This is a genomic window from Synechococcus sp. R6-5, assembly GCF_047461775.1.
GTDB lineage: Bacteria > Cyanobacteriota > Cyanobacteriia > Thermostichales > Thermostichaceae > Thermostichus.
Genome location: NZ_JANSHV010000076.1, coordinates 12,505 through 35,356, shown reverse-complemented (window position 1 = coordinate 35,356; position 22,852 = coordinate 12,505). Strand labels below are relative to the sequence as shown.

General features: G+C 58.4%; 20 protein-coding genes, 1 tRNA gene, 1 pseudogene and 1 riboswitch. Of the genes and pseudogenes, 9 read left to right on the top strand and 13 right to left on the bottom strand.

The annotated features are described in order from the left end of the window. The first annotated feature begins 25 nt into the window (after nt 1-25). The gene (locus NW818_RS04635; protein ID WP_414330733.1) at nt 26-721 is read left to right on the top strand and encodes a chorismate pyruvate-lyase family protein; all 696 of its coding nucleotides are present in this window, start codon (nt 26-28) and stop codon (nt 719-721) included. On the opposite strand, the gene NW818_RS04630 is transcribed toward NW818_RS04635, so the two are convergent. Together NW818_RS04630 and NW818_RS04625 are read right to left on the bottom strand one after the other, a co-directional pair. Next, nucleotides 718-1,545: a DnaJ domain-containing protein gene (locus NW818_RS04630; protein WP_011434132.1), complete on the bottom strand. Its 828-nt coding sequence runs from the start codon at nt 1,543-1,545 to the stop codon at nt 718-720. The two genes, NW818_RS04635 and NW818_RS04630, sit on opposite strands and share 4 nt — an antisense overlap. Nucleotides 1,546-1,674: 129 nt before the next feature. Further along, the gene (locus NW818_RS04625) at nt 1,675-3,246 is read right to left on the bottom strand and encodes a photosystem II high light acclimation radical SAM protein (protein ID WP_414343837.1); all 1,572 of its coding nucleotides are present in this window, start codon (nt 3,244-3,246) and stop codon (nt 1,675-1,677) included. Nucleotides 3,247-3,380: 134 nt separating this feature from the next. On the opposite strand from NW818_RS04625, the gene NW818_RS04620 reads away from it, so the two are divergent. The 3 genes and pseudogenes from NW818_RS04620 to NW818_RS04610 all read left to right on the top strand — a co-directional run bounded on the left by NW818_RS04620 (nt 3,381) and on the right by NW818_RS04610 (nt 6,265). Next, on the top strand, nt 3,381-4,760 hold the full coding sequence (locus tag NW818_RS04620; protein ID WP_414423942.1) for a serine/threonine protein kinase: 1,380 nt from the start codon (nt 3,381-3,383) through the stop codon (nt 4,758-4,760). A 98-nt stretch (nt 4,761-4,858) separates the two neighbouring features. Beyond that, a pseudogene (locus NW818_RS04615) lies at nt 4,859-5,412 on the top strand (IS5 family transposase); the annotation flags it as partial. Between the two features lie 94 nt (nt 5,413-5,506). Next, nucleotides 5,507-6,265 (top strand): TIGR00297 family protein, encoded by a 759-nt coding sequence (locus NW818_RS04610; protein ID WP_414343840.1) that lies wholly within the window; start codon nt 5,507-5,509, stop codon nt 6,263-6,265. Between the two features lie 321 nt (nt 6,266-6,586). Here NW818_RS04610 and NW818_RS04605 read toward each other — a convergent pair whose 3' ends face one another. From NW818_RS04605 to clpP, 4 genes are all read right to left on the bottom strand, one after another. Next, a complete protein-coding gene (locus NW818_RS04605; protein ID WP_011434136.1) occupies nt 6,587-6,919 on the bottom strand; it encodes a ribulose bisphosphate carboxylase small subunit in 333 nt (110 codons plus the stop codon). Nucleotides 6,920-6,927: 8 nt separating this feature from the next. Beyond that, nucleotides 6,928-7,335: a RuBisCO chaperone RbcX gene (rcbX, locus tag NW818_RS04600; protein WP_414349604.1), complete on the bottom strand. Its 408-nt coding sequence runs from the start codon at nt 7,333-7,335 to the stop codon at nt 6,928-6,930. A gap of 66 nt (nt 7,336-7,401) precedes the next feature. Continuing rightward, nucleotides 7,402-8,826: a form I ribulose bisphosphate carboxylase large subunit gene (locus NW818_RS04595; protein ID WP_011434138.1), complete on the bottom strand. Its 1,425-nt coding sequence runs from the start codon at nt 8,824-8,826 to the stop codon at nt 7,402-7,404. A gap of 508 nt (nt 8,827-9,334) precedes the next feature. Further along, on the bottom strand, nt 9,335-9,937 hold the full coding sequence (gene clpP / locus NW818_RS04590) for an ATP-dependent Clp endopeptidase proteolytic subunit ClpP (RefSeq protein ID WP_011434140.1): 603 nt from the start codon (nt 9,935-9,937) through the stop codon (nt 9,335-9,337). A 391-nt stretch (nt 9,938-10,328) separates the two neighbouring features. On the opposite strand from clpP, the gene NW818_RS04585 reads away from it, so the two are divergent. Beyond that, nucleotides 10,329-10,401: transfer RNA gene (locus NW818_RS04585), tRNA-Glu, on the top strand. A 310-nt stretch (nt 10,402-10,711) separates the two neighbouring features. Here NW818_RS04585 and NW818_RS04580 read toward each other — a convergent pair. Continuing rightward, nucleotides 10,712-11,059, bottom strand: a complete 348-nt coding sequence (locus tag NW818_RS04580; protein WP_414419792.1) for a DUF1815 family protein — start codon at nt 11,057-11,059, stop codon at nt 10,712-10,714. A 487-nt stretch (nt 11,060-11,546) separates the two neighbouring features. Here NW818_RS04580 and NW818_RS04575 point away from each other — a divergent pair, with 487 nt between their 5' ends. Further along, nucleotides 11,547-12,794, top strand: a complete 1,248-nt coding sequence (locus NW818_RS04575; protein ID WP_414423941.1) for a URC4/urg3 family protein — start codon at nt 11,547-11,549, stop codon at nt 12,792-12,794. Here NW818_RS04575 and NW818_RS04570 read toward each other — a convergent pair. After that, nucleotides 12,791-14,194: a cobyrinate a,c-diamide synthase gene (locus NW818_RS04570; RefSeq protein WP_414423940.1), complete on the bottom strand. Its 1,404-nt coding sequence runs from the start codon at nt 14,192-14,194 to the stop codon at nt 12,791-12,793. The two genes, NW818_RS04575 and NW818_RS04570, sit on opposite strands and share 4 nt — an antisense overlap. 16 nt (nt 14,195-14,210) lie before the next feature. Further along, nucleotides 14,211-14,951 (bottom strand): cob(I)yrinic acid a,c-diamide adenosyltransferase, encoded by a 741-nt coding sequence (cobO, locus tag NW818_RS04565; protein ID WP_414423939.1) that lies wholly within the window; start codon nt 14,949-14,951, stop codon nt 14,211-14,213. Between the two features lie 128 nt (nt 14,952-15,079). Here cobO and NW818_RS04560 point away from each other — a divergent pair, with 128 nt between their 5' ends. Continuing rightward, nucleotides 15,080-15,448 (top strand): hypothetical protein, encoded by a 369-nt coding sequence (locus NW818_RS04560; RefSeq protein WP_011434147.1) that lies wholly within the window; start codon nt 15,080-15,082, stop codon nt 15,446-15,448. A gap of 66 nt (nt 15,449-15,514) precedes the next feature. Then, nucleotides 15,515-15,626: riboswitch (SAM riboswitch) on the top strand. Nucleotides 15,627-15,924: 298 nt separating this feature from the next. Next, a complete protein-coding gene (gene metK / locus NW818_RS04555) occupies nt 15,925-17,184 on the top strand; it encodes a methionine adenosyltransferase (RefSeq protein ID WP_414349600.1) in 1,260 nt (419 codons plus the stop codon). 28 nt (nt 17,185-17,212) lie between these two features. On the opposite strand, the gene NW818_RS04550 is transcribed toward metK, so the two are convergent. The 4 genes from NW818_RS04550 to NW818_RS04535 form a co-directional block, all read right to left on the bottom strand. Continuing rightward, nucleotides 17,213-17,728: a MogA/MoaB family molybdenum cofactor biosynthesis protein gene (locus tag NW818_RS04550; protein WP_414344296.1), complete on the bottom strand. Its 516-nt coding sequence runs from the start codon at nt 17,726-17,728 to the stop codon at nt 17,213-17,215. Nucleotides 17,729-17,762: 34 nt separating this feature from the next. Next, nucleotides 17,763-18,290 (bottom strand): hypothetical protein, encoded by a 528-nt coding sequence (locus NW818_RS04545; RefSeq protein ID WP_414423938.1) that lies wholly within the window; start codon nt 18,288-18,290, stop codon nt 17,763-17,765. Between the two features lie 184 nt (nt 18,291-18,474). Then, nucleotides 18,475-19,605 (bottom strand): hypothetical protein, encoded by a 1,131-nt coding sequence (locus NW818_RS04540; RefSeq protein WP_414329181.1) that lies wholly within the window; start codon nt 19,603-19,605, stop codon nt 18,475-18,477. Between the two features lie 68 nt (nt 19,606-19,673). Continuing rightward, entirely contained in the window at nt 19,674-21,704 is a 2,031-nt protein-coding gene (locus tag NW818_RS04535) for a hypothetical protein (protein ID WP_414423937.1), read from the bottom strand. Between the two features lie 453 nt (nt 21,705-22,157). On the opposite strand from NW818_RS04535, the gene rplC reads away from it, so the two are divergent. Continuing rightward, nucleotides 22,158-22,802, top strand: coding sequence for a 50S ribosomal protein L3 (rplC, locus tag NW818_RS04530; protein ID WP_011434152.1), 645 nt, complete (start codon nt 22,158-22,160; stop codon nt 22,800-22,802). Nucleotides 22,803-22,852: the final 50 nt, after the last annotated feature.

Here is a 22,852-nt window from a genome sequence, read left to right as displayed (position 1 = left end):
AGAACTTAACAACTGAACCGCTGCCTTGGAACTTTCCCCTTCTCCCCTCACCTGCCATGCCGACGCTGCCGGATCCCCTTGGAGCGCTGCTCTCCGTTCTGCAGATGGCTCTTTGGGCAATGTCTCCTCTGGCCAAGGCGATTGGTGGCCTCTACAGCTGCATTGGCAGGGGGAGCCAGACCCGGTACAGCCTGAGCTGGTGCAGGTGGATCCCGTGCTGCGCTTGCTGCTTTTGGGGGATGGCTTTACCACCCGTAATCTTGCTGCCTTGATCCAAGAGCCGATTCAGGCTCATCTGCTGGACACGGGCCGGGTTGATTTACAGGCAGAGCAGGGCACTGCCCCCAAGTCCATGCAACAGCTGGCCAGAGATTTGGGGCGGCTGGGATCCCCTTTGATGCGGCGGCGGGTTTGGCTGTGCGGAGTAACCTCTCAACAGCCCTTGCTCTATGCCACCTCTTGGTGGAACTCCGAACATCTGGTTCAATACTTGCCCCATCCCGATCGGCCCATTGGCCAAAATCTGATCCAAGAAAAACTGGAGACCTTTCGCGAGCTGCGCGGCCTTTACCACGGCGAGGCAGACCCGGTTGCCCGGCTGCTGCAGTGTCCCGGTCCCTTCTGGGCTAGGCATTATCTTTTGTTGCACAGGGGCCAGCCTTTGACCGTCATCTACGAGGTGTTTTCTCCACGGCTGGCCGCAAGGGCCCTGTCCCGCTAGCGCGACGGAGACCTCCAACGGCGCACGGCTGCGGTGATGGCGGCTGCCACCTGCGGATCCAATTGGGCGCTGGCGGAGATGCGCTGATAGTCCTCTGGGGTCAGTTGATGGGCGACGATGATCTCGGCAGCAGCAGCCTCAAACTGTTGTTCGATTTGCCGACGTTCCTCGCTGCTGTTGGCCTGTTGGAGGCGATTTTGGGTGCTCTCCAGAAGAGGTTGCACCGCCAGGAGGGTGCGGGCAAAGCGGTCAATCTGCTCAGAAGAAGGTGGAGAGGTGGCTTCAGAAAGACTAGCCGGGGCCGAGGTCATCGTCTCTGAAGAGGTTGCGGGCAGATCCCCATCCCATCCGGAGTCTGGCCTGGGCGAGGGAGAGGGATCCGGGTTGGCAGGAGCCTGGAGGGCCACTCTGCCGGCTGCGTCCAAGTCTTGGGCCGGGTTGAGGGCATTCCAAAGGGCCAAGCCCGCCAAACACAGAGCAGCCCCTATCAGTCCAGCACTCAAGAGGGCGAGCCAACTGACAGAGGTCGCAGTCGGCTCAAGCACCACCTGCACCGGCGCATGAGGAGGCAAGGGTTTGGACATGAGGCTGAGATCGTAAGCCCGACGCTGCTGGCTATCGCTGAGAACTCGGTAGGCGTGTTGTAGCTGGAGGAACTCCCGCTGGGCCAACTGCCGCAACCCTGCGGGGATATCGGCAGGCAACCGATCCGGGTGCAGTTCGCGTGCCCGCTGGCGGTAGGCAGCTTTGATCTCCTCCAGGCTGGCTTGGGGAGAAAGCCCCAGCTGTTGGTAGTAGGTGGGGGAAGCAGGCAGAGTAGGCATGGGAGCAGTTGGTTGCAGAACAGAGGGAGAACCGGCTGCCTTCGAAGGCCAGCCACCTTACCCCAACAGGGATCCCTCCTTTCGGACCAGCATATCCTGCCCGGTTCAGCGAGGCTGCTGGCCCAAGATCTAAGACACGTAAACCCCTGTTAGAGGCGCGCTCAGGGCTTCTTCCAACTCTGCCAGGCCAAGACGACGCTCCAGGATATCCATCACCTCGCGGCCAAAATCATGGGGGTTGCGATCCCAGGCTTCCAGACACACTTCCCCAAAAAAGGATCCCAGGGGTTCTGGGTTCCAGAGCAGTTTGCGCGCCGTCCAAGGAGTCATGTGCATGGGGTTAAAGCGGTCGTCGATAACACCGATTTTGCGGGCAAAATCTTCCAGGTGGGTGTGGGGTTGCAAGCCGATAAAAAAGATAGCCGGCTCAACTTTGTCGCGGCCAAAAATGGCTTCCAGCTCGCGGTGATACCGTACTGTTTGCCGAATGGTTTCCGGTCGCTCGTCGATAACATTAAAGGAGTAATTGACCGAAACCAGGTCGTTAAATCCTGCCTGTTTGAGGTAGCGGCAACTCTCCAGTACCGTGCGCAGGTTATAGCCCATGCGCATTTTGCGCACCAGCTCCTGGGATCCGCTGGTGATGCCGATCTCGAAGTAGCTCATGCCGGTTTTCACCATGAGCTCGGCCAGCTTTGGGGTGAGGTTGTCGGCCCGAATATAGGCAGCCCAACGAATATCGGTCATGCCGGCATCAAGGATTTTCTGCAGCAATTCCTCCGCATCCTCAATGTAGCGGCGGGCAGGGATAAACTGGGCGTCAGTAAACCAAAAGTTTCGCACTCCTCGCTCGTACAACTGCATCATTTCTCGGATCACCTCATCCACAGGGTTGAGGCGCACCTGCTTGCCTTCGATGACGGTGTAGATGCAGTAGCAGCAGTTGTGGGGGCAGCCGCGCTTGGTTTGTACCCCAATGTAAAAGTCGCCCCCTTCTAAGTAGTAGTCAATTTCCGGCCAAATGGCGGTGATGTAGGTGTAATCACAGGCGGTTTTTTGCAGAGGTTGGGGCGGCTCGTGGATCAAACCTGGGCGAGGTTGCTCCAGCTTGGCCCGATAGCAGCGCTCTGTGGCTAGGCTTTGCCCTTGGATGACTTTTTCCAGCAGCGTTTCTCCTTCCCCCACCGAGATGATGGTGCCTTGGGGCAGGTAGCGGCCCAATTGTTCGTAGAAGACGCTGACTGCCCCACCCCCCAACACCGCTTCAGCGTGAGGTTTGTAGCGCCTGGCTCTGCGGATCCCCTGCCAGACCAGCCGTGTGTTGCGCCAAATCTCGCCATAGTAGGCCAGCACCAGCCTGAGGCTATTCAGGGATCCCCGCAATTTTTTCAGGGGGTTGCGGGCGTAGAAAAACTCAAAAGAGTGTTGCAACAGGTTGCCGGCCCGCCCGTTCACCGGCGCATAGACTTGAATATCTCGCCAAGAGAAAACCAGCAAATCCGGCTGAAACTGGTCGATCTGCTCCAGCATGCGGCGGCGAAAATCTAGGGGCGGGAAGGTGCCCATATCGAAGATGCGCTGCTCAACTTGGGGGAACAGCTTGTGGACGTGATCGGCCAAATAAACCACCCCAATGGGAAAAATGGGGTTGCAGGGCAGCCGCACATAGAGGATTTTTTGAATCTTCAGGTTCGAGGCCATATAACCTGAGAGCTTACTTTACATCTCTTCACTCACTCTAGTCGGTTTTTGAGGGGCGCGGCGGCAGGGATCCAAAAGGGACAAGGATAAGCTAAAGCTGAAACAACCAGCAGGGTCGGACCTGAGGAGGGGATATGGCTCCAGAGCGCCCAATTTGGCGCCAGCGCTATCGGCCAGAGCGGCGATTGAGCAAGCGCAGCGGCAGACACACCTACCTGGCTCAGGATTTGCTCACCTCGGAACAGGTGGTGATCAAGCTGCTGCTCTTTGGGCCAGACTTTGATTGGGCCGACCTGAAACTGTTTGAGCGGGAAGCCCAGATCCTACAAACCCTCTCCCATCCGGCCATTCCCCAATACCGTGACCACTTCGAGATCAGCCTCAAGGGAGGGCGTGGCTTAGCGCTGGTACAAACCTATATCGAAGCCCCCTCGCTACAGGAGTGGATCGAGCAAGGGCGGCGCTTTGCCGAGCCGGAGGTGCGGGATCTGGCGCAAAAGTTGCTGCGCATTCTCGTCTACCTGCACGAACTCCATCCCCCCGTCATTCACCGAGATCTCAAGCCCAGCAACATTCTCTTGGGATCCGACCAGCAGGTGTATCTGGTGGACTTTGGTTCGGTTCAGGCGGCTGCTCCACGGGAGCAAGGATCCTACACCGTGGTGGGGAGCTACGGCTACATGCCCCTGGAGCAATTTGGCGGCAGAACCGTGCCCGCTTCCGATCTCTACAGCCTGGGTGCCACCCTGATTCACCTGCTCACGGGCCAGCATCCGGCGGACTTGCCCCAGGAGGGATCCCGGATTGCGTTCGAGCAAGCGGTGCAACTGAGCCCGCCCTTTCGCGACTGGCTGCGGTGGTTGACGGAGCCTCTGGTGGCGAATCGTCCCGCCTCTGCCCGGCAGGCCCTGGAGGCGCTGGAGCATTTGGATCGTCGTCCCGCCTTGATTCCCTCAGACGCAGCAGCAGTCCCTACTCGACAGCCAGCAGGCAGCCGGATTCAACTGCACAAGTCCGAACAGACCTTTCAGGTGGTGATCCCGGCCCGGCAAACCGATGTTTTGTTGTTGCTGTCTATCGTCTCCTCCATCACCTTTTCCGCGATCATGTTGGTTGGGCTTGTGCCTTTTCCGGGCAATCTGGTGTTTGGCCTATTCATGCTGCCCTTCTGGACGGTGGGGTTGGAGATGGCGGGCAGGATCCTCTACGGTCTATTCGGCAAAGTCCACCTGCAGATCGACACAGAATACATTCGCCTGGTTCACGAGGTGTTTGGCCTGCGCTTTCGCAACGTTCCCCCCAGTCGGCGATGGGATATTGACCGGCTGGAGCTGATCCCACGCCATACCCGACGGGATTCCGATGGGGATCGGGTGGAGGTAAGCCCACAGTTGAACGTCTGGGCGGGCAACCGCAAGTACGAGCTAAAGGATCTGCAAGAGCCAGAGTTGGAGTGGCTGGCCGCGGAGCTAAGCCGTTGGCTGCAGATCCCAGTTGAACGGCAAAAGGTGTAGTCGTTAGGTTTTTTGCATTTAGTTATGATAAGGACAGTTTTTGGGTAAGGTCTGATGAGTTATCTTGCTGCAGATCACAGCAAATAAAATAGCAAAAAATTATAGCTTTCCTGAAAACAGAATCCAGACCCACATCGGCAAAGAGGCAGGATGCAAACAGTTTATCCAAGGCCTGCTGTAATAGCTCGCTCTGGATCCCCGTGGCGCTACCTCCCAAAAAGATATGGAAAATGATACACCAGAGATTCCATCGCTGGAGTTGCTTGGGAGTTTGGGAAAGACCCTGACTTAGAGCATCTTATCCTTGACTCAACTGTCGTTCGTGCTCACCCCTGGGCAGCCGCAAAAAAAGGGGAGCAAGCTTTGGGGAGGAGTCGAGGTGGATACAGCACTCAGATCCATGTGAGTGTGGATGGTTTGGGGAAGCCGTTAGTGTTTAGAATCACAGCAGGGCAAAGCAGGATATTACCCAAGCAGAGGCATTACCAGAGAGTTGGCAAGAAGAGCATACGAAGGTGATAGGGGATAAGATTCTCAGGAATTCAGGGAGAGGATAGACAAGGGAAGGCCGGGTGCTGATTCCTTCTAAGAGGAATAGGAGGGTGGTGGGAGATTTGACCGGCACGTTTACAGGGAGAGGCATTTAGTCGATAAAAGATTTTTTTGCGATTTAACACGGATTGCTATATTGGTGCTTGTGCTGAGAATTATCTGGCCAAATTGCTGTGGCTAAAGTTTAAGGGTATATGTGGCAAGCGTGGCTTCTGAGTCAGTGGGGGGTGGCACTCTGGCTCAACCTGGCTCTGGTGGTGCTGGGTCTGCTGAGCCCTCAGAAGGCTTTGACGCGAGCAGGGGTCATCCACGCGGGCCTTCTGGGCTTGCTGGTGTGGGGGGGGCTGGGCGGGCGGGGCTACGCGGTGGTAGCTGCCTATTTTTTAGTGGGAACAGCCGTAACCAAACTGGGGATCCGGCGCAAGCAGGCGCAGGGGATCGCCGAAAAGCGAGAGGGGGCGCGAGGGCCGGAGAACGTCTGGGGATCCGCTTTAACCGGGGCAGTATGTGCGCTAGGATACGCTTTCTTCCCGCATCCCCTGTGGTGGTTGGGATACAGCGCCAGCTTTGCAGCGAAATTGGCCGATACCGTCAGCAGCGAGGTGGGGAAAGCCTATGGCCGCAAGACCTTTTTGATCACCACCTTCCAGTCCGTGCCGGCGGGCACAGAAGGAGCTGTAAGCCTAGAGGGATCCCTGGCGGGGGTGGCGGCAGCGGCAGGGATGGCCGGGTTGGCCTGGGGGATTGGCGGGGAGTGGGTGGGGGAAAGCCCATTTTGGTTGGGCATCTGCTGGCTGGCTGGGATCCTGGCCACCCTGGCGGAAAGCTGGATGGGAGTGGTGTTACAACCCCGTTTGGCCTGGATGACCAACGAAGTTGTAAACAGTATTCAAACAACCCTGGCCGCTCTTCTGGCGGTAGGGCTGGGATCCCTTATGGGCATCGGATCCTAGAAATAGGGTCACCATGAACTACCCCACCGTATAGGCAGATGGGGTTTCTAGTGCCCCATCCCCTTAACAGTGAGGTTTTTGTCCCTTCCTCTGTCCCAGTTGCTTCATAGACCCGCAGGTCTCTGAAGGAGTGCTGCAACATCCGAGACCAACGAGGCTGGTTCCCAACCCCGGTTGCCCGTTGACGGCAACGTTGTACATGACCATTACCGAACCACGGTCTCTATTGCCGTGCCACCGAGAACGGCCATACAAAGAAGTCAAGCCAGGAGGCTTGACCAAAAGGGGAGAAGCTCTCCCCTTTCGCTGACCAGAGCTCCCTTAGCGCAGGCCGCTGGGCTTATAGACCAGGAAGCTGAGCACTTGGCACTGCTTAATGTTGTCGAACCCCACCACGCGAATGAAACAGTTGGGGTAGGCGCTGCGGCAAGCCTGCACTTCGCTGAGCACCTCCTGGGGAGAAGTGGCGCTGAACAGGGGCAGCTTCCACAGCGTCCAATAGCGAACCGTTGGTTCAGACGATTCGTTGAACTCTATGGCCGGGATGTAGCCCTGATCCAAGATGTACTGCACCTGCTTGATGATCTGCAGATCCGTCAGCGGCGGCAAGTAGGAGAGGGTTTCGTAGCGGCGCTCTTTCGGTAAGGTTTGCATGATGGGTATCACTCCGTTTCGGGTCTAGGGTTTTGTGGGGGGGATCCCGCTTCCGGGTGGGTAACGGGTAGGGATCCTGTTGCTGAGGTGATCCGTTCTAGATGATTGCGGCGGTGCTCCATGTTGGCTTGCTGGATGCCGGCTTTGGCCATTTCCGGCAGGTAATCGACCACCTCCGCAGCAATGTGTTCACGAACGGTCATGATGCGATAGGCCAACTCAGGACGCTCAGCCAACAAAGCCCGCAGGTAGGCTTCTCCATCCTGAAGGTTTTGCCGAGCGGAGAACTGCTGTAGCCAAAGGGCCCTGGGGGGATCTGTTTCGCTCAGTTGGGCCAGCACCGTGCGCATCGCCTGATAAGTCAGGTAGCTGATCAAGGTCTTGGCAGTGTCCTTGGCGATCTGTTTCAGATCCATTGCCGATCCAGGGAGGGAGCCAGCAGGGCAAGAGAACCGTGGGGATCCCTTGCCCCCAGCAGATCTCTAGAGGGTGTCGACGGCCTTGAACTCGAACTTGATTTCCTTCCACAGCTCGCAGGCAGCCGCCAGCTCCGGCGACCACTTGGCCGCTTCCCGGATGATGTCGTTGCCTTCGCGGGCCAGATCTCGACCTTCGTTACGAGCTTGGATACACGCTTCCAAGGCCACCCGGTTGGCGGTTGCGCCCGGCGCATTGCCCCAGGGGTGCCCCAGGGTTCCGCCGCCGAACTGCAGCACCGAATCGTCGCCGAAGATTTCCACCAGGGCCGGCATGTGCCAAACGTGGATCCCACCGGAAGCCACCGGCATCACCCCTGGCATGGAAGCCCAATCTTGGGTGAAGAAAATGCCGCGGGAGCGATCGGCCTCTACGTAGTTTTCCCGCATGAGATCCACAAAGCCCATCGTAATGGCGCGGTCGCCTTCCAGCTTGCCCACCACCGTACCGGAGTGCAGGTGGTCGCCACCGGACATGCGCAAACACTTGGCCAACACCCGGAAGTGGATGCCATGGTTCTTCTGCCGGTCGATCACCGCGTGCATTGCCCGGTGGATGTGCAGCAGAATGCCGTTATCCCGGCACCACTTGGCCAGGCTGGTGTTGGCAGTAAAGCCGGCTGTCAAGTAGTCGTGCATGATGATAGGGGCGCCCAACTCCTTGGCAAACTCGGCCCGCTTGAACATCTCTTCGCAGGTGGGCGCCGTCACGTTCAAATAGTGGCCCTTGATCTCGCCGGTTTCCGCTTGGGCCTTGTGGACAGCCTCCATCACGAACAGATAGCGATCTCGCCAGCGCTGGAAGGGCTGGGAGTTGATGTTTTCGTCATCTTTGGTGAAGTCCAAGCCGCCCCGCAGAGCTTCATACACGGCCCGCCCGTAGTTTTTGGCAGAAAGGCCCAACTTGGGCTTGATGGTGCAGCCCAGCAGCGGACGGCCATACTTATTCAATTTGTCCCGCTCCACCTGAATGCCATGGGGAGGGCCCTGGAAGGTTTTCAGGTAGGCCACCGGAATTCGTACATCTTCCAGCCGCAGCGCCTTTAGGGCCTTAAAGCCAAAAACGTTGCCCACAATCGAGGTGAGCATGTTGGTCACCGAGCCTTCCTCGAACAGATCCAGCGGATAGGCGACGAAGCAGAAGTACTGGTTGTCTTCGCCGGGAACCGGCTCGATGTCATAGCAGCGGCCTTTGTACCGATCCAAGTCAGTAAGCAAATCGGTCCATACCGTTGTCCAGGTGCCCGTCGAAGACTCAGCCGCCACGGCTGCCCCCGCCTCTTCGGGAGGAACGCCCGGTTGAGGGGTAACTCGGAAACAGGCCAAGACGTCGGTATCCTTAGGTGTGTAGTCGGGAGTGTAATAGGTGAGTCGGTAATCCTTCACCCCGGCTTGATAGCCGCTTTTGGATTGGGTTGCTGAGTAGGCCACGTTGATCTCCCTCTGAACGAATTACAGAACCAGAAAATGCCCTTCACGGATGCAACCAAGAGGAAAAACTCAGGGCCAAAACTCGAGACCGCCGAGTTTCCGTGAATAAGACCGCCCCACAACCATGAGGCCAAAGTTGGGCTTTAAGACACTCTTCATCCCGGCGGATGGAAGCCCTAAACCCTTCTTTTCGAGCGCCTTCAATTACTAGCTTCGACTCCCTGGATTTGCAAACCCAGCGGAAAGGAATTTATACAGCGCCTAAGCTAGAATCTCGGCAAACACAACTCTATATAGGTTTAATCCTAAGCTACCATCCGCAATAATGGGCTGATCATTACTTTCTTTATGAGTTTGATTAGTTTAATTAAAGTAAGACCCCCTGCTTCCCGCTGAGAATACAGATTTCTTTGGCTTTCTTAATATCTTTTGGGTGGAATCCCCGGCCAAAACCAAAAGCTCCCTTCTTTGAGGGAGCAGAGCAAACCCACCCGCAGGGCCTGGACGGTCAAGAAACGGCTGCCAGGGTTGGCTGGGGTCTCTTGCTGATCACCTGGTCGATGAGGCCGTACTCTTTGGCTTGTTCTGGGGTCATGAAGTTGTCGCGGTCGGTATCTCGTTCGATGCGCTCTAGAGGTTGACCGGTGTGGTAGGCCAGCAAGCTATTGAGGCTGTTTTTGATGAAGAGGATCTCTTTGGCCTGAATTTCAATATCGGTAGCTGGCCCCTGAGCTCCACCAAGGGGTTGGTGGATCATGATGCGGGCGTGGGGAAGGGCAATGCGCTTGCCTTTGGTGCCCCCTGCCAGCAGAAAGGCTCCCATGCTGGCAGCCAAACCAATGCAGATGGTGGAGACATCCGGCTGAATGTGCTGCATGGTGTCGTAAATGGCCATGCCAGCATAGACAGAGCCGCCGGGGGAGTTGATGTAGAGGTAGATGTCTTTTTCAGGGTCTTCGGACTCCAAGTAGAGCATCTGGGCCACAATCAGGTTAGCAATGTCGTCGTCCACCTGGGTGCCCAAGAAAATGATCCGATCCCGCAAGAGACGCGAGTAAATGTCAAAGGCGCGCTCGCCTCGCGCAGATTGCTCAATAACGGTGGGAATCATGCCAGTCCAAACGATGGGTCAGTCCTTACTAGTGTAGTCTAAGCCACTGGACGGGTGCTTTGCTCAGAACGACTCACCGGCCCGCCTCCGTACGGGGCTCGATGGGGTGTGAGCCGGCTAGAACAGCAAGGAGACGGGGTGGTTATGGCGGGATCCCTCTTCTTCTGGGATGTGGAACGGGTCTGAGGTGTAGCTTTTTAACGATGGGGGAAGGCGAAGCCAAGATGGACGTGATCCCAGATGAACCGATCGTGATTGCCAGCCTGCTGAGCCTGGCTTTGCTGGGGATCTTGATTCTGAACTTGGCAGGGCGTGGGTCTGGGGATGCAGATTAAAAGGTTGACAAGCTTACTTATCCTTCTTTAGGATTAGGATCGCCTTGTCGGAGAGCGCCCCCATCGTCTAGAGGCCTAGGACACATCCCTTTCACGGATGCGACAGGGGTTCGAATCCCCTTGGGGGTATTGGGTCAGAGTTATAAGATAAAGCCATCAACAGGGGATCCCTGGCAGCGGTGACACCTTACTCAGACTTTACTCAGAGAGGCTTTGCCGCCACAAACCACTCCAGATACAAGCTGGGAGAGCGGGTCATCTGGGATCCCCATACAAGCGGCATGGGCAGCCAGCCAACTGCCACTCCGTCGAGGGGGATCCCTATTCCACCCTTACTCCTCAACAGGGGAAAAATCTCCAAAGCAGCGGCCTAGAAGGTTAGGCTTAGTTGTCCAATCGGCTACGGCTTGGGTTTGAGCAGACCTAGGGCCTGCCAGGATCAGGTGCTGGCCACCAGAGCTTCAGCCGGCGTGGCGGCGACCAACAGCTCATCTTTGATAAGCTCTGCCAGCTCTTGCAGTTGGTGAATCGCCTCTGCTCCTTCCAATTTCATGAGCTCTCGGTCATCCCGCATTTCTGTCCAGCTAATGGAGCATTCGGAAACCAAAAAGCGAATCAGGTGCCCCTCTCGTAAGCTGACCATAAACGAGGCACTCTCGAAAGACGTACCACAGGTGTAGCAAGAGGCTGGGTAGCCCCGCTTCTCCAAAACGATGGCCAGGGCCTGCAAACTCATCACCAGATCTTGAACATAGCTGCGGTATTGTTCCGCCAACCGTGTGAACATCACACTCCTCCCTAATGAATTGGCCTCTGTGGGGCTCCGCCTAGCTGCAAATGACCTAACTAGTAATTTATGCTTAGGGCTAGGTTTACATCTATCATAACAATCGACAACCCCTCAAGGAAGTGATTAAGGCCACAGAGTAGGCGAAGTCTACCTCAGTGAAATGTAGTATTCAACACTTCATCTTAACAAAGACATCAAAATTTACCTCGAGTCAATGCTCTTATCTATCTGGATCCTCACCCAGTGCTTGGCCCAGTCTTTTCTCAAAATGGCTCAGCGGCTGCTCGTGTCAGCAGGACAGTTGCCTCAAAGCTTTCTCTTGCAAGGGTCTCACCGATCGCGAAGTAAGACGCGGTCTTTTGACAAGAGACCGGCGGGAGTGTCAAGTGGGCCAAGGCTTGCAGACGAATGCAGATCAAGGTGGGTTCCCGCCCGATTATGCTGAGAAAATTCTCGGCATGGACAATTGAGAAGGAACGGCTTGATGCTGACACCTGTTGATCTGGAAAAACGAGTGGCTTATTTGCAGAGTCCCCAAGCCATTCGGGATCGCTGTCAGTTGCTATTGGAAAGGGTTTTGGCCGGTGAATCAGAGCATTTTCGCCTCGACCTGAACCGGCTGGGATCCGTAGCCGACTATGTGATCACCACAATGCGGGCCCATTATCCCAACGGGGAAATTCCCTTCCACAGCCGCTGGCAACATTTTCAGGTGGGATCCGGGGAGCGCCTAGCCCGTTTGGAAAATCGACTTAAAGACATGGATCCGCTGGAGCGGCTGCGATGCAAGTGGGATCTGGCCATAGTCAGCGTGCTGCTGGACGCAGGGGCAGGCTCTGCCTGGAAGTACCGGGATCCAGAAAGTCAGACGGTGGTGGGTCGTTCCGAAGGTTTGGCCTTGGCCAGTTTCGACTGGTTCTGGCAAGGTGGGTTTTCCAGCGATCCCCAGCAGCCTCTGCAGGTGGATGCGGCGGGCCTGGAGCGGATCACCTTGGCGGATTTGGCAGCAGCTTTCCAGGTGGGGCCGGAAAATCCTTTACTGGGACTGGAGGGGCGCTGGCAACTGCTGCAAAGGTTGGCACAAACTTTGCAGGCTCAACCTCATTACTTTGGATCTGGTCACAATCTTCCTCGTCCAGGCCGGTTGTGGGACGCCATCCAGCCTGAGGATCCCAGCGGTGGGATCGAGGCAGCACAGGTCTTACAGGCGGTTCAGAGGGGGGTTGGCCCCATTTGGCCTGGGCGAGTCTCGCTGGCCGGGATCCCTCTGGGGGATGTCTGGCCCTATCCCCACCTGCCCCAAACGGAGCCGGGGAGCCATTGGGTGCCTTTTCACAAGTTGTCCCAATGGATGACCTATTCCCTGCTGGAGCCGTTGCAGCAGGAGGGGATCCCAATCGGGGGTTTGGATGAGCTGACGGGTTTGGCGGAGTATCGCAACGGGGGGCTGTTTGTGGATTTGGGGGTGATCCAACTTAAGCAGCCGGAGATTGGTCAGCAACCGTATCCTCCAGATTCGACGGTGATTGTGGAGTGGCGGGCCCTGACGGTGATTTTGCTGGATCAAGTTGCCTCCTTAATCCGGGAAAGACTGGGTTGCTCTGCCCAAGAGTTGCCCCTGGTGAAGATACTGCAAGGGGGAACCTGGACGGCAGGACGGCAAATAGCGGCCCAGCTTAGGCCAGATGCTTCTCCTCCCATCCAACTGCTCAGCGATGGCACGGTTTTTTAGGGATCCCCTTTCGAGATTCTTAAGAAGTTCTGTAATAATCTCAGGGCCAAATCAGGACGGGATCCCCAGTGCAGATGCAGGTACGAAGCGTGAAGACGCTCGGTGGCCCATCCTTCCTGTTGAAGCTGGGCGGGGGATCCCCAGCCATAGATTGGGCTTGGGGAGATAGGGGTGCTGCGGGAGCGGTGAAATTCATGCCCGCGCAGGCGATCCCCGGCTGGGGCCAGCAGGGTTGGGCGCAAAACCGCAGCTTCGCGGTAGCCTAAACACAGCCGGTCGGCCATGTCTACCTGGATGGGTAATAGCCCGGCCATCGGGTAGGTCTTTCCCTGAAAATCGGTGAGGGATTGGCCCAGCACCATCAGTCCGCCGCACTCGGCGTAGAGGGGTGGGTGGGCGGGCGGGAGCGGGCGTTGGTTAATGCTCTCAGATAGAGGTGCTGCAAACAATTCCGGGAACCCTCCCCCCAGCAGCACGCCGTCGCAGGGCTCCGGTGGCCATAGCCCCACCTGGAGGGGGGAATACTCCAGCAGCTCGGCTCCACAGGCCCGCAACAGATCCAAGTTGTCGGCGTAGTAGAAGTTAAAGGCGTGGTCTTGGGCCACCGCCACCCGTACCTGTTCGCAGCGGCGGGGCGGAGTCCTTTCGGTGAGAGGGGGGATCCCTGGCCACAGCTCTCCTACCGCTGGAGGAAGCCTCCGAATGAGGGGCAATAGGCTATCCCAATTGACGTGTTGCTCGGCCAGCTCGGCCCAGGCAGCTTGCCAGTGGGGGAAGTGATCCAGTTCTGAGACAGGCACCAACCCCAGGTGTCGGCTGGGCAACCGCAAATCCTCCCGCCGGGGAAACTGGCCCAAGACCGGGATCCCCGCTGCAGCCGCTGCCTGCTGCAAGATTTGTCCATGCCGCTCCGAGGCCACCCGGTTGAAAATCACCCCAGCAATGGAGAGGCGGGGATCCCAGCGGCTCAAGCCGTAGAGCAAAGCGGCCACCGTCGTTCCCATGCCGCTGCCATCGATCACCAGCACCACAGGGATCCCGAGCAGGCGGGCCACATGGGCGCTGCTGGCAAAAAAAGGCTCCGTTCCGCCCTCGGGGAGGGGCAGGGATCCCGGCGCTCGTCCATCGAAGAGGCCCATTACCCCCTCCACAATGGCTCCATCCTTGCCCTGGCAATGGTGGCGAAAGCAGCGCTGCACAAAGTCCTCGTCGGTCAAGAAGGGATCCAAAGTGCGACAGGGGATCCCGCTCACCGCCGTGTGAAACAGAGGATCAATGTAATCCGGCCCCACCTTGAAAGGTTGGATGTGCAGGCCCCGCCGTCTCAGAGCGGCCAACAGAGCCAGAGTGATGGTGGTTTTGCCGCTGCCGCTTGCCGCTGCCGCCAGCAGAATGGCCATCTTTCCTGCCCAAGGGTTAGAACTCGATGCCGATTTGCGCCTTGATCCCCTGGTCACGGAAGGGATGCTTGACCAAAGTCATCTCCGTCACCAGATCGGCTCGGTCGATCAACGCTGCCGGCGCGCCCCGCCCCGTCAAGATCAGGTGAACCCGCTCCGGTTTCTCCGCTAGCCCGGCCAACACCCTGTCCGGCGAGAGATATCCCAACTTGAGGGCGACATTGATCTCATCCAGAAGCACCAACTGAAACTCCCCGCTGGTGAACAGCTCCCGCCCCTTTTCCCAGGCCGCCTGTGCATGGGCGATGTCTCGCTCCCGGTCTTGGGTTTCCCAGGTAAAGCCCTCTCCCATGGCGTAAAAAGCTATTTTCCCCAGGCCCAGCTCTGGATGCTCGGCCAATTTCCGCAATAGCTTGGCTTCTCCTGGATCCCAGGCCCCCTTGATAAATTGCACCACCCCCACCGACAATCCCTGGCCGAGGGCGCGGAAGATCATGCCGAAGGCAGCCGTGGTCTTGCCCTTGCCCTGCCCCGTGTGCACGATGATCAAGCCCTTGTCATCTCGCATGCCCGACAGACGCTGCCGCTGGATCTGTTGGCGTTTTTGCATTCTTTGGCGATGCCGCCAGTTTGGGTCAGCCTCTGTGCCCGGTGAAGACTCCGCACCGCTATCGCAAGCGTCCTCAAGTTCTGTTGTCGAGAGAGGTTGGGATCCGGAAGCCGGTGCAGGCAAGCCAGACAGGGCGGGTTGGGCCATAATCAAAAGGAATCGAGATTCGCCACACAGGCTGAGGGGAACTGCACCACTGGCGCGACCGTCGGGGCAAACCCAAGTTCCCCACAGTGAACCGCCTTTATCCTAATCCGGTTTCATTCGGCTGGGATATGAGAGAACCGGCTGCCGCTTTCCGAGATAGCCTGCTAATGTACTGCTTCATCTGGGCAGTGCTGGCAATAGGGTGTTTTCAAGTCTTGCCCCGCATCCAAGTCGTATCTGCCGCCGAGTTGCAACCGTGGCTAGCGCCCAGCTACTTTGCAGGTCTGGGGGGATCCCTATTGGCAGCCTTGGGATCCCTGTTGGCCATCTCAGCCGAAACGACGCCAAATCCTGCCGACAAAAAGCATCTGCACCGCTTGGCTTGGGGATTGGGGACAGTTGGCTTTCTCGGCGTTCTCTCCCCCCTGGGCTTGGCCGGCGCATTCTTTCTCAAAGCCGCTCAGGGGACAGACTGGTGGCAGGGTCTGTTTGGCTGAAGCCGCCCACAGCTTATTTTTTGACAAATGGGCGGAGGTTGGGGGTACTATAGGGACAAGTTCCGTTCTTTATCCAGAGCAGACTGAGGGACCAGGCCCAATGAAGCTGCGGCAACCCGGCGGAAGCCTCCGCTACGGTGCCAATTCCTGCGGTTAGTCAGTAACCGAAAGATAAAGGCAATAAAGTTTTCTCTAGAGGATAGCCCTCTTTGGCGGGGGACTTTTCTGGCAACTTTATCCTTTAGCAGCTCCCATAGCTCTGGTCGCGGCAGCGGGGCAAGGCCTTCGCGGCAGTGCTGGTGCGTCAGCGGTGCAGAACGCTTGCTGGTTGCTGGGCCTTTCCTCTGGCTGAGTTGGGGCTGGTGCGGAGCACCTGGGGATCCCTGGTTGGCTCTTTCTCCGACGGATAATGAACGAGCGGGTGAGCCTTGTTTTTTGTTCAGGTTCTCAGTTCTAGCTTTTAAGGAGAAGGTTCGTTGTCCAAGTCGTTTTTGTTTTCCTCGGAGTCGGTGACGGAGGGGCACCCCGACAAAATCTGCGATCAGATCTCCGATGCCATCGTGGATGCCCTCTTGACGGCGGATCCCCTCAGTCGGGTGGCCGCCGAGGTGGTGGTCAATACGGGCCTGGTTTTGTTGACCGGGGAGATCACCTCGCAAGCGCAGGTCAACTTCACCCGTCTGGTGCGGGACAAGGTGGCCGAAATTGGCTATACCGATGCCAAGAATGGGTTTTGTGCAGAAAGCTGCGCGGTGTTGGTGGCTTTCGATGAGCAATCTCCCGATATTGCCCAAGGGGTGAATGTGGCCCTGGAAAGTCGCGGCTCCCAGGAAGATCAATTCGACTTGGTCGGGGCCGGGGATCAGGGGTTGATGTTTGGCTTTGCCTGCGATGAAACTCCCGAGTTGATGCCCTTGCCCATTAGCTTGGCCCACCGCCTCAGCCGCCAGTTGGCCACGGTTCGCAAAAACGGCACCCTGCCCTATCTGCGCCCGGATGGCAAAACGCAGGTGACTGTGGCCTATGAGGAAGGTCGCCCGGTGGGCATTCACACCCTGCTCATCTCCACCCAGCACACGCCCACGATTGGCGCCATTACGGAAGAGGCGGCGGTGCAAGAGCGGATCCGCGCCGATCTCTGGGAGGCAGTGGTCACGCCGGTGTTTGCCGAGCTGCCCATCAAGCCGGATAGCCACACCCGCTTCCTCACCAATCCCACCGGCAAGTTTGTCATCGGCGGCCCTCAGGGAGATGCGGGCCTGACCGGACGCAAGATCATCGTCGATACCTACGGCGGCTATTCTCGCCATGGGGGCGGGGCCTTCTCCGGCAAGGATCCCACCAAGGTGGATCGCAGCGCTGCCTATGCGGCTCGTTACGTGGCCAAGAACATCGTGGCGGCTGGCTTGGCGCAAAAATGTGAAGTGCAGGTGAGCTACGCCATCGGGGTAGCCCGCCCCATCAACATTTTGGTGGAAACCTTCGGCACAGGGCGCATCCCCGACGAAGAGCTGTTGCGGCTGGTGCAGCGCCACTTCGATCTGAGGCCGGCAGCCATTTTGGCCCAGTTCCAACTGCGGGAGCTGCCCCGCCAACGGGGGGGACGCTTCTACCAAAATGTAGCGGTCTATGGTCACTTCGGGCAAACTCACCTGGATCTGCCCTGGGAGCGCACCGATAAAGCCGCTCTGCTGCGGGAGGAGGCTCTTGCCAAGGCGACTGCCCTCTTGGCCTAAGAGGGGATCACTAAGACGGCCTGCTGCCTCAATGCTTGCCCTGGTGCAGTTGCTTAACCAGGTGGGGTAGCTCCGGCAGGATCAGGCTGCGCATAGCCAGTTGCACGGCTGCTGGGGAGCCAGGCATGGAAAAGATCAAGCACTTTCCGTGGATCCCGGCGATGGCCCGAGAGGCGATGGCCCGACTGCCAATCTGGGCATAGCTGAGCTGGCGGAAGATCTCCCCAAAGCCGGGCAAGGTCTTTTCCAGGAGAGCCTCGATGGCGTCGTAAGTGGTGTCGCGGGGGGCGATGCCTGTGCCACCATTCAACAAGATCACCGGCAGGGATCCGGCCCAATCCTGAACCTGCTCTCGAATGAGCTGCGGTTCATCTCGGAGAATGCAATATCTCTCCACCCGGTGGCCGGATTCCTGGAGGGCTGTGCAGATGAACTGGCCGCTGTGGTCGGTTTCAGGGGTGCGTGTGTCGCTGACGGTGATCACCCCACAGGGCAAGGAGGCAATGTGCTCTGCACCGCTGTCGCGATCAAGGGGAAAGGTCATGGCGGGGATCCCTGAGGAAAAGGTGGCAAACCCATCAAGACTGTTCCTGAGGAGGCTCGGCAGGAGTTGGAGGGTCAACGACCGTCTGCTGGAGCTCTAGGATCCCTGAGGACTCTGCCCCACCAGCACGGGCGAGTTGGGGAGGAGGGGACTGGGCAAGCAGGCGGCGCAGCTTGGGGGGAAGCTCCTGCAACTGCTCCAACAACAAGTTTAGAGATATGGCCGGTTCTCGGGAAAACAGGGATCCTGCGAGGGGTACCGGCGGCAACGGAGAACAGGCAAGGGCAGCCGAAGCCAAAGAGCGGATCCGCTCCTGCTGCTCCTGCCAAAGGAACTGGCCGATTTCTGGGGGAAAGGTAAGATGAGGAGAGCCGCGACGCTGCCAAAGGCGGAGAAGCTGCTCCACAGAGGCGGCCTTGTACCGCCCCTGGTAGAGGGCTTCTAGCAAGGCTGCCGGGATCCAAAGATCCGGGAACAACTGGCTCCAGCGCTCCACCCAAACCTGGCTGGGTTGACCTTCCAGCTCAAACCCATAGTGCTCCAGAAAGGTGGCAGGATCCATCAGCCCATGGCAGCCCAAGGAAACTCAACCCAAGCTAGTCCAGATCCGCCGAGACAAAGGGGAGATAAAGCCTTTCTCCCTGGATCTCGCAAGACAGCTCTCGTCCAAGAATACCCCTATTTGCCTTTCATGAAGGCTCTGTGAAGAGGCTATAAAGCTGCAAAGCTGCGGTACGCTTAAAGACTCAGTGGCTGACGGGCCCCAGCTCAAGCGCTGCCTCCAGAGCGCGCTCGCTATCAGGAAACTGCGTCAGCAGCCGTCCTAGGAAGGCGACATCTCCCGTCAGGCCGTACAGAGCCATGAGCACATCCCCGGCATAGCGGCTCTGGGGGAAGCGGTTCAGCAGCTCATTGCCGGCGTAGATCGCCTGGCGGGCATAGCCATCCTGCAGGGCTTTGGCTTCCAGAAAGTAGCTGTAGCTGAGGCTGCCAGGATCCACGTAGTCCGGCAGTGACGTGTCGAACAAGCTGGTATCTTCTGTCACTCCTGGGGGGAAGCCCGGCAGCGGATAGATGGCTGCCGTTTCCTCGGGAGGGTAGGTGGTGTACTGGCGGTAGAGGATCAGCACCTGCCGGTACAGGCTTTCTTCCTGAAGATGGGCAGGGGCGGTGGGATCCGCCAGCACAGAGCCGAGTAACTCTGCTGCTACAGCATGGTGATTGGCCCGCTGATAGTCCGATAGAGAACTGGAAGAAGCTGGTTGCGGCGGCGCGCTTCCATCAGCATCCCCACTCAGGCCACCGGCACGGGTTTGGTTAAACAGCCACAGGTACCCATTGCGCCAACCGTCGGCAGCGGCCCAGTGGGCGGCCAGTTGATAGCGTTGTTGGGGAGTGGATTGGGCTTGCCAACGGCTCAATTGGCGCCAGCGTTCTCGTTGGGCCTGGATTTTCGGTTGCAGAGGGGTGCGGCTGGCGGGCACGGGATCCCAGTCGTCCAGCCAGTAGCCGCCATCCAGCAAGGGGTAGCGATCCAACACAGCATCCAAAGCCAGATTTTCCGTCAGCTGCAGGGCTAGGTCGTAGCGGTGTTCGCGGGCGAAGCGAACCGCCAGAGCATAGCGGACGGCGGCGGCCAGAGGATGCTCGCCGTGGCGGTCGAGAAAAGCTTGCAACTCGCTGGGGGTTGCACCGCTGTCTAAGAGCAAAAGCAGGCGGCGGCGCAAGACGTAGCGCATGTCTCCATCGCCGAAGGGATCCGCCAGCCAATTGGCCAAAAGGACCAGTGCTTCTTCCCTTTTGCCCTGCCACTCCAAGGTGCGTGTCAGCCAGAGGGGCGGCTGCGCCGCTCTTCTAAAACCCTTGCCTTTGACCATTCCTGCAGTGGATCCCCCGATTTCTTGGAGGCCTGAGTTGCCAGCACCCTTTCAGGATAGGCTCTCCCTTAGCCGGCGGTTGCCATGGCCTTCAACCCCTTCAAAATCAGGTAGTCCAGAATACTGGTGTTCTCCTCGCCGCGATAATTAAAATTGGAGCGCACCAGCCACAGCCCCTTCTGAGTGCGGCAACAGAGGTTCAGCAGCGTGCGGGCCAAAATCTGTTGACGCGCCTGTAAATCCCGCGCCGCATCGAAAACCTCCCCGTCCCATTCCGGCGTCAGCACACGGCTGTTGTAGAGCACATGCCAGAGGGAGCGGGACCAGCTGGGGTTGGTGATATCAAACCAAAATTGGTAATCCGCCTCCAAACCCCGAGTGATGTAGGCCCCCGGAGTTGCAACTACCAAGTAACGGGAATAGTCGGGCTCGAAGCGGCTGCTGCTGGGGGTCTGTCCCGAGCGGATCATGGCCAAAAAGGCGGGATCCCCTTCGGCGGGGAAGGCCTGACGAAACCGTTGTGCCGCTTCCATCAATACGCGCAGCAGCTCTTGATCCTGAGGGGAAGCAATCACCGAGGCCAAGTGATCGGCAAAAAACTGCTGGAAGAAAGCGGCCAATGAAGGGCCGGGACGATAGCCGCGCAGCCAATCGAACAGTCGCTGGTAGCGCTCCAGGTTGGCAAACCCCACCCGCTCCGGCTGCCGTACTGCTGTTCGGGGACGCAGAGAACGCCCCACCGGATCCCAGGTATCTTCGGCCAACAGAGCCGCCCGGATGGGATCCAGCCCCAGCACCCAGCTCAACATCAGCCGCCAAGCCGGCAAAGTGGGAAAAGCACCCCACTCGGGATGGGCCAATTCTGCTGCCGTCAGCACCGCCCGCACCAAGGGATAGCGGATCAACGCCGGGAAGGGGGCAATCGACAAAACCGGCACTTCCGACAACTGCTCCTGCAAGCTCAGGCTCACCCCCACATCCATACGGGGCAGCAAAACAGCAATGCGATGGGCCGGGATCCCGGCCCCCAAAAGCCGGCGAATTTGGGCAACCATCACCTCCACTGCCGCAAACTGGGTCTCTTCCTCCAGCGTTTGCACCAGCGGCAGCTCCCCCCCCTTCGGCTCAGGCAGCGGATGAGAAAACGGGGGATCCAGCACCCGCGCAATCTGCACCCCTAAGCGGATCATGCCTGCTGAAGCGCGATGGCTCCCCTCCAGAAACCGAACCTGCGTTTTTGCCATCAAGAAGTCAGCTACTGCCTCTGGGATCCCGGTCAAGGAAACCCCACCACCAAGGGTGTAGCTGAAAAATTGACTTTGCAGATGGGATTGCCCCTGCCGGTAAAACTCCAGCGCCACGGCACAACTGTCTTCCGCCTGATCCACAATCAGGTGATCCCACTCTTGCCAAAACTCCGCCAGCGGCAGGATGTGCTCGCCAAACAGCCGAATTTGCAGGCCAAAATCCAGGGATCCCAACCGAAGCGCTGCCTCCCACAGCCGACCCACACAGCAGCCCATTGCCTGCAAAGCCTCTGCCCGCCGCGGATCTGCCTCCTCGGGCCAAGCCCGGGCCAGCCGGGATCCCACCACCTCTGCCGGCAAACCCGAAGCCCCCGCAATATAAGCAGCACTGCTGATCTGATCCCAGATCTGGAACTCCTTGAGCCCGACGCCGGCAAAGGCTTCCCCATGCCGAGGGCATAAAGCGCAAGCTCGTTCGCAGAGAAATTGAGTGAGATCTTTGGCCAAGGGGATCGGCTCAAACTGAGGAGGCAACTGAGGAAGGCGGGCACACACCTGCGGCCAATGATCGGCCAGAGAGCGCCCAACCCGCTGCAAGAACGTCTCGATCCGCCACGGCCCCACCAAGCCCGAACTGGACTGCTGCAAGCGCCGCAACACCTCATCCGCTTGCCGTTGACTCCGCACCAAAAACAAGACCCGGCCCGGATCGGCTCCTGCCTGCAACAATCTCCGATAGTGATCTACACAAGCCTGGGTCAGCCCACTGCCTGCCCAGCCCATCACACTTTGGAAGGGAGATGGCTTCCCCCGCCAATGGCTCTTTTCTTCCGCCTGAGCTGCTCTCGCCATTGCTGGCCTTCCCCAACCAACCCATTTTCTCGGCAAAAGTCTGGACAAACGGGCCTTCGCTTCATTATGATTGTTTTCCGTTGCCAACTGAGTCCATCCGCTTTGGCGACCCGGCGCGCTGCTACACCAGATACTGCCTCTTTAGCAGGTAAGTCTGAGCAGCTCTCAACAAAAGCAGTTTGGCGTGCAGCTTTGGGGGTGAACTAAGCAAAAGGCTCAGCGTTGCCGGCGCTGAACTTGGCCTCGGGGGATCCCTACCTTGCTCTTTCGCCTCAGCCGGCAGACTCAGCTTTGTCTTGAGCTTCCTGCTGCCACGCTATTGCTGTATGCCTATCCATCCGGCTAACTGAGCCATTGGCCTACGGCCCGCTTCGCGAACGGCTAGCCGATTGTCGGAGTGAGCTGGCTCTCAGTTGATGAAAACGAGTCGTGCAGGCTCGATTGGAGGTTCTTGTGGCACTTGGCATCCTCGGAAGAAAAGTCGGCATGACCCAGATCTTCTCTCCAGAAGGGCTGGCCATTCCGGTTACCGTCGTGCAGGCGGGGCCTTGCACCGTGACCCAGATCAAAACCCAAGCCACAGATGGCTACAACGCCATTCAGTTGGGCTACTTGCCCACTGCCGAAAAGCATCTCACGCGGGCGCAGCGGGGCCACCTCACCAAAGCGGGGGTGACAGAGCTGCTGCGCCACCTGCGGGAGTTCCGGGTTGACCAGCCAGAAGCCTACCAGTTGGGGCAGAAAATTACCGTCGAGATGTTCTCCCCTGGCCAATTGGTGGATGTGGCCGGTACCTCCATCGGGCGAGGGTTTGCCGGCTATCAAAAGCGCCACCACTTTGGTCGTGGCCCCATGTCCCACGGCTCCAAAAACCACCGCCGACCGGGCTCCATTGGCGCCGGTACAACCCCAGGCCGCGTGTTTCCGGGGATGCGCATGGCGGGGCGGTTGGGAGGTGGCCGAGTCACCACCCGCAAATTGCAGTTGGTGCAGGTGGATCCGGAGCGGGATCTGTTGGTGATTAAGGGTTGCGTGCCCGGGGTAGAAGGAGGGCTGCTGGAGATCACCCCTGCCAAGCAGGTGGGCAACAAGCGCTAAGGAGGGATCCCTGGGTGAAACCAAGGTTGACCGGCATCCGCAAAGACGAG